The sequence below is a fragment of the Cohnella cellulosilytica genome (assembly GCF_042431195.1).
In the GTDB taxonomy this organism is placed as follows: Bacteria; Bacillota; Bacilli; order Paenibacillales; family Paenibacillaceae; genus Cohnella; species Cohnella cellulosilytica.
Genome location: NZ_JBHMDN010000034.1, coordinates 124,771 through 130,911 on the forward strand (window position 1 = coordinate 124,771; position 6,141 = coordinate 130,911).

Below are 6,141 nucleotides of genomic sequence, written 5' to 3' on the forward strand. Positions count from 1 at the left end.
CTGCAGTATGCGTACATTATCGAACCGAGAGCGCTTCCGGCTTGCGCGCAGACATACTCATGCATTCCCCGACGGCAGGGAAAGACAAGCCGACGGACATGAATTTTCCGGTCAAAGGAGAGAGAAAATATGACAGCAACCAAGGGCCTTGAAGGAATCGTCGCGGCGAAGTCCTCCATTAGTTCCATCATTGACGGCGTCCTGACCTACCAAGGCATTAACATCGACGAATTGGCGGAAAAGGCTTCGTTCGAGGAAGTCGTTTATTTGCTGTGGCACGGCAAGCTTCCCAATTCGTCCGAGCTTGACGGGTTGAACGCTCAGCTCGGCGAATACGCTGCCGTATCGCCCGAGGTGATCGAAGGCTTGCGCCTGTACCCGCGGGACGCCAACTCGATGGCCGCTCTTCGTACGGCCGTATCCAGCCTGGCGCTTTACGATAGCGAAGCGAACGACATGAGCCAGGAAGCGAATTACCGCAAAGCGGTTAAGCTGCAAGCGCAGCTTCCGACGATCGTCGCCGCCTTCGCGCGCCTTCGCGAAGGCAAGGAGCCGATCGCGCCTAAGAAGGGCGTCGGCATCGCCCACAACTTCCTCTACATGCTGACGGGAGAAGAGCCGGCGCAAGTCGCTATCGAGGCGATGGACAAAGCGCTCGTGCTGCACGCCGATCACGAGCTGAACGCTTCGACCTTCGCTTCCCGCGTAACGGTCGCAACGCTGTCGGACATTTATTCCGGCGTAACGTCGGCAATCGGCACTCTCAAAGGCCCTCTTCACGGAGGGGCGAACGAAGCGGTTATGGTCATGCTGGACGAGATCGGTTCGTTGGCGAACGTGGAATCCTACATTCAGTCCAAGCTGGATAACAAGGTCAAGATCATGGGCTTCGGTCACCGCGTCTACAAGAACGGCGATCCTCGCGCCAAGCACTTGATGCAGATGTCCCGTCAGCTCGGCGAGCTCAAAGGCGACATGACTTTGTATGACATGTCCATCAAGATCGAAGAGCTTGTCACCGGCCAGAAGGGCCTTAAGCCGAACGTGGATTTCTACTCGGCTTCCTGCTACACGATGCTGGGCATTCCGCGCGATCTGTTCACGCCGATCTTCGCGATCAGCCGCGTATCCGGGTGGACGGCCCACATTTTGGAGCAATACGAAGACAACCGTCTGATCCGCCCGCGCGCGGAATACGTCGGTCCCGTAGACCAGCACTATGTGCCGATCTCCCAGCGAGGCTAAAAGCGGCATAGGAGATTGCCGGCGGGCTGCCTTCATCGCCTTTCCAACGGAGGTGGGCCGTCGATTCTTTACGACATTACCAATCGATCATACCCAGGAGGAGAATTGGAAATTATGAAACTCGAAAAATTCGCAGCGCCGACTTCCGGCGAGAAAATCACAGTAACGAACGGCGTACTAAACGTGCCCAACAACCCGATCATCCCTTTCATCGAGGGCGACGGCACGGGCCGCGACATCTGGAAGGCTTCCAAGCGCGTGCTCGACGCGGCGGTAGAGAAAGCCTACAAAGGCGAGAAGCAGATCGCTTGGTACGAAGTTTTCGCAGGCGAAAAAGCTTTTAATACTTACGGCGAATGGCTGCCTAACGATACGCTCGAAGCGATCCGCGAGATGATCATCGCGATCAAAGGTCCTCTGACCACGCCGATCGGCGGCGGCATCCGCTCCCTGAACGTCGCGCTTCGCCAGGAGCTGGACCTGTACGTTTGCTTGCGTCCGGTTCGCTACTTCCAAGGCGTTCCTTCCCCGGTTAAACGTCCGGAGCTCGTAGACATGGTTATTTTCCGCGAAAATACAGAAGATATCTATGCCGGCATCGAGTATCAATCCGGTACGGAAGAAGTCAAGAAAGTGCTGGAGTTCCTGCAAAAGGAAATGGGCGTCAAAAAGATCCGCTTCCCGGAAACTTCGGGCATCGGCATCAAGCCGGTATCGGCCGACGGCTCCAAGCGTCTCGTTCGCGCCGCGATCGAATACGCGATCAAACACGGACGCAAATCCGTGACCCTCGTACACAAAGGCAACATCATGAAGTTCACCGAGGGCGCGTTCAAAAACTGGGGCTACGAAGTGGCCGAGCAAGAATTCGGCGACAAAGTGTTCACTTGGGGACAATACGATGTCATCAAAGCCGAGCAAGGCGAAGCGGCGGCTAACGCGGCTCAGAAGGCGGCTCTGGACGAAGGCAAAATCCTGATCAAGGACGCCATCGCCGACATCGCGCTGCAGCAGGTTCTGACTCGTCCGACCGATTTCGACGTCATCGCGACGCTGAACCTGAACGGCGACTACCTGTCCGACGCGCTGGCTGCTCAAGTCGGCGGCATCGGCATCGCTCCGGGAGCGAACATCAACTACGTGACCGGTCACGCGATCTTCGAAGCGACGCACGGCACGGCTCCTAAATATGCGGACAAAGACGTCGTCAACCCGGGCTCCGTTATTCTGTCCGGCGTTATGATGCTCGAGCATCTGGGCTGGCTGGAAGCGGCCGACCTGATCTACAAAGGCCTTGAGAAATCGATCGGCAACAAAGTCGTAACCTACGACTTCGCCCGTCTGATGGAAGGCGCTACGGAAGTAAAATGCTCCGAATTCGCCGACGAGATCATCAAAAACTTCTAAATATAAGAGTTCATCACACGAACCGTCGCCCCCACAGGCGGCGGTTCTCCCCGCATAATGGGGTCATGTATGTATCCGGGCAGAGCAATATCCATTCTCTTAGCCGCCTGGTCCTGAAGGCCGGGCTAATGACAAGGAGGACAAATAAGTGGCAATTAAACGGGCGAAGGTTACGGTCGTAGGGGCGGGGTTTACCGGAGCGACAACGGCGCTGATGCTGGCTCAGAAGGAGTTGGGAGACGTCGTGCTGCTGGACATTCCGCAGCTTGAGAATCCGACGAAGGGCAAGGCGCTTGATATGCTGGAGTCGACGCCGGTCCAAGGCGTGGACGCCAACATTATCGGTACGGCCGATTATGCCGATTCCGCGAATTCCGACGTCGTCATCATCACGGCCGGCATTGCCCGCAAACCTGGCATGAGCCGCGACGACCTTGTAAATACGAACGCGGGCATCGTGAGATCGGTATGCGAGAACGTCAAAGCGACGAGCCCGAACGCTTATGTCATCCTCTTGTCCAACCCGGTCGACGCCATGACCTATGTGGCCAACAAGGCGCTCGGCTTCCCGAAAAACCGCGTAATCGGCCAATCCGGCGTACTCGACACCGCCCGATACAATACGTTTCTCGCTCAAGCGCTGAACGTATCCGTCGAAGACGTGCGCGGCATCGTGCTCGGCGGCCATGGCGACGACATGGTCCCGCTCGTTCGTTATACGACAATCGGCGGCATTCCGGTGGAGAAGCTTCTTTCCAAGGAGCAGATCGACGCCATCGTGGCCCGCACCCGCGTCGGCGGAGGCGAAATCGTTAATCTGCTTGGCAACGGCAGCGCCTATTACGCCCCGGCGGCGTCCCTCGTGCAAATGACGGAAGCGATCTTGAAGGACAAGAAACGCATCCTCCCGGTCATCGCCCTGCTTGAAGGCGAATACGGCTTCGAAAACCTGTTCATGGGCGTGTTGGCCGTATTGGGGGGAGACGGCATCGAGAAGGTGATCGAGCTCGATCTGACGTCCGAAGAGAAGGCCGCGCTCGAGAAGTCTGCGGAATCCGTGCGCAACGTCATCAAGATCGTCGAGAACGCGTAACAGGAAACGTGTAACGGGAACGCGTAGTGGGAACGCCAGTCGGAATCGCCGAAAGCCTGCCTTCGCGGCCGGATTTCGGCGTTTTTTTTGCGGGTCGCGCTCAGAGCGATTAAAGACCGACCAAAGACCGGAGAAAGACCGGAGAAAGACCGACCAAAGACCGACCAAAGACCGACCAAAGACCGACCAAAGACCGACCAAAGACCGACCAAAGACCGACCAAAGACCGACCAAAGACCGACCAAAGACTGACCAAAGACCGACCAAAGACCGACCAAAGACCGGCCGCAGAGGGCCGCCCGATTTTCTCATCGCTTAGACGTATGTCCAGGATAACGCCCGCATGCCCGCTTAGCTCAGGTGCTTGTCTTGGATATAATCCACTTAGGAGATACTTGTATTCGGAGAAATCTATGTCTTTCTGGATAGCTTAGATGCTTCATTCGGGCAAGGCTCCGCGTCCAAGTGGACGACAAGGTTTTGCTCGTCCGTATTTTTGTGTATACTTAGGATGTCTTAGTTTGGTTGTTAACTATTGGAGGGTGCGACGAATGGCAAATGTGATGTTGTTTTTACACGTAGTCGGCGCGGTAGGGATGGGCGTGTATGCGATCCTGCCGTTCATAGTCGGGAAGTTTAAGCAGTTGTCCGGAGCGGCTCAGGAAGGAATGGCCCGCGGACTTATTTCTGCCGGCAGAGTAGGGCAATATTCGTTAGTGCTGCAGCTCGTAACCGGAGGTTACCTATTGACCGGCTTGAACTCTTCTTATACTGTGCCTTGGATGGTAACGGTGGGAGTTCTCTTCATCGCCATCGGAGCCTTGTCCGGCATCGTGCAAGGGCCGCTTAAGCTGATCGCGGACGCATCTGTCAAAGGCGAAAGCGCGAGCTCGTCGATTTCGAAAGTCCAAACGCTGAGCACGATTCTTTTTATCTTGTTTTTGGTCATCATTTGGTTGATGGTAGTACCGTCGTACAAAGTTTAAGACGATCGGCGGCAACGCCATCGCGTAATCCCCTTCCGAACATCGGATGGGGTTTTTTGTTTACGCTGCCGGACTCTTTCGCTCGCGGAGCATCCCGTATTCGTTAAGCGTGTAGATCGTCGTGCAGGCGCTCAGAATCAGCTTGCTGAGCGAGGCGATCGGATTGTAGCCGTTGCTGCTTCGAAAACGATATTCGTAATAGTAGTACAGCCGGTTCCACTTGGAGACGCGTTTTCCGTAATACTTCCGAATGAAGGCGCGGGCCTTCCGGTACATCAGCAGCATGGCCCTCCGCACGATCGGCAGCTGCTCCGAGCGCTTCTCTCGCCTCCAGAAATCGAGCATGGGGATGCGTTCCGACTTGTGCATGGCGAGCCGGATCTTGCGAAGCAGCCTGTCGGCGGTTCGCTGCTGAATGCGCAGCGTCCGGGCCAGCTTGCGCGCAGAGCAGGGAAACCCGGAGGCGACCCAGTAGAGGGCAACCATCCAATAGCGCAAAGGCAGCTTGGTCCGGTGCATAAGGGTGTTGGAGGTAATGGAGGTTTGCGTCTTGCAGTTGGCGCATTCGTAGACGTTCCGCGTTTTGATCAAGCAGTACCGCATCTCGCCGCACTTGGTGCAAATAAAACCGCGAGGCCAACGTGCAGCAAACAAATAGTCCCTGCAGGCCTGCTCGTCCGGAAAGAGTGCCATAAACTTGCGAATGGACGCCATCGGATCATCCCCTCCCTACGACTCGAACGTTTGTTCCCTTATTTTCATCATACCAAACATACATTCCTATTTCAACTCATATTCCATAATTTTCGTGAAATTTCGGATAATTCCCTGAATTTTCCTATTCTCCACGAACGTCATTGTATCTCAAATTCGGCTTCCCTGAGTGAATGACAGATGGGGGGCTGGGACCGGGACGAGTTCCTTAATCAGGCTAATCTGGGCATGACAAATAAGGCGAGTTACTAATCCAACTAATCTGGGATTGGCAGATCGCGATGAATTGCTTGCTGAGGCCTAATTCGGGTAAACGACAAATAAGATGAGGGCTTGTCGGACTAATCCGGGTAAATGACAAATAGGGACGAGGAGCTTTACTCAAGCTAACCAGATAAATGTTAAATAGGGCAAGTTCTTAGTCAGGCTAATTTGGGTAAGTGGAAGATGGGGAGTGATACTTTATTCGACGTATTTAGGTGGAGGCGGACGGAATTTGTTGCTCCATTCGATTGATACTAAGACGGACGGGAAGGGGGAAATATCCGGCATTGGATAAGGAGAAGGAACAGTAGCAGGACAGGAGTTGGACCAAGACCAAGAGCAAGACCAAGAGCAAGACCAAGAGCAAGACCAAGAGCAAGACCAAGAGCAAGACCAAGAGCAAGACCAAGAGCAAGACCAAGAGCAAGAGCA

At 55.0% G+C, this 6,141-nt stretch carries 5 protein-coding genes; 4 read left to right on the plus strand and 1 reads right to left on the minus strand.

What is annotated here, in order from left to right:
* The first annotated feature begins 129 nt into the window (after positions 1-129).
* The 4 genes from citZ to ACFFT4_RS23830 all read left to right on the plus strand — a co-directional run bounded on the left by citZ (position 130) and on the right by ACFFT4_RS23830 (position 4,731).
* Positions 130-1,245, plus strand: a complete 1,116-nt coding sequence (gene citZ, locus ACFFT4_RS23815; protein WP_378051398.1) for a citrate synthase — start codon at positions 130-132, stop codon at positions 1,243-1,245.
* A gap of 114 nt (positions 1,246-1,359) precedes the next feature.
* Complete coding sequence (icd, locus tag ACFFT4_RS23820) at positions 1,360-2,652, plus strand: NADP-dependent isocitrate dehydrogenase (protein WP_378051400.1); 1,293 nt, start codon at positions 1,360-1,362, stop codon at positions 2,650-2,652.
* Positions 2,653-2,800: 148 nt separating this feature from the next.
* Positions 2,801-3,745, plus strand: coding sequence for a malate dehydrogenase (mdh, locus tag ACFFT4_RS23825; protein WP_378051401.1), 945 nt, complete (start codon positions 2,801-2,803; stop codon positions 3,743-3,745).
* 551 nt (positions 3,746-4,296) lie between these two features.
* Positions 4,297-4,731, plus strand: a complete 435-nt coding sequence (locus ACFFT4_RS23830) for a hypothetical protein (protein WP_378051402.1) — start codon at positions 4,297-4,299, stop codon at positions 4,729-4,731.
* 60 nt (positions 4,732-4,791) lie between these two features.
* Here the strand turns inward: ACFFT4_RS23830 and ACFFT4_RS23835 are convergent, their stop codons facing one another.
* The gene (locus ACFFT4_RS23835; protein WP_378051404.1) at positions 4,792-5,445 is read right to left on the minus strand and encodes a transposase; all 654 of its coding nucleotides are present in this window, start codon (positions 5,443-5,445) and stop codon (positions 4,792-4,794) included.
* Between the last annotated feature and the right edge of the window lie 696 nt (positions 5,446-6,141).

Excerpts from the sequence above, each read along its gene's own strand:
- citZ (WP_378051398.1), top strand. The coding sequence starts at position 130 with ATGACAGCAACCAAGGGCCTTGAAGGAATCGTCGCGGCGAAGTCCTCC.
- icd (WP_378051400.1), top strand. The coding sequence starts at position 1,360 with ATGAAACTCGAAAAATTCGCAGCGCCGACTTCCGGCGAGAAAATCACA.
- ACFFT4_RS23830 (WP_378051402.1), top strand. The coding sequence starts at position 4,297 with ATGGCAAATGTGATGTTGTTTTTACACGTAGTCGGCGCGGTAGGGATG.
- ACFFT4_RS23835 (WP_378051404.1), bottom strand. The coding sequence starts at position 5,445 with ATGGCGTCCATTCGCAAGTTTATGGCACTCTTTCCGGACGAGCAGGCC.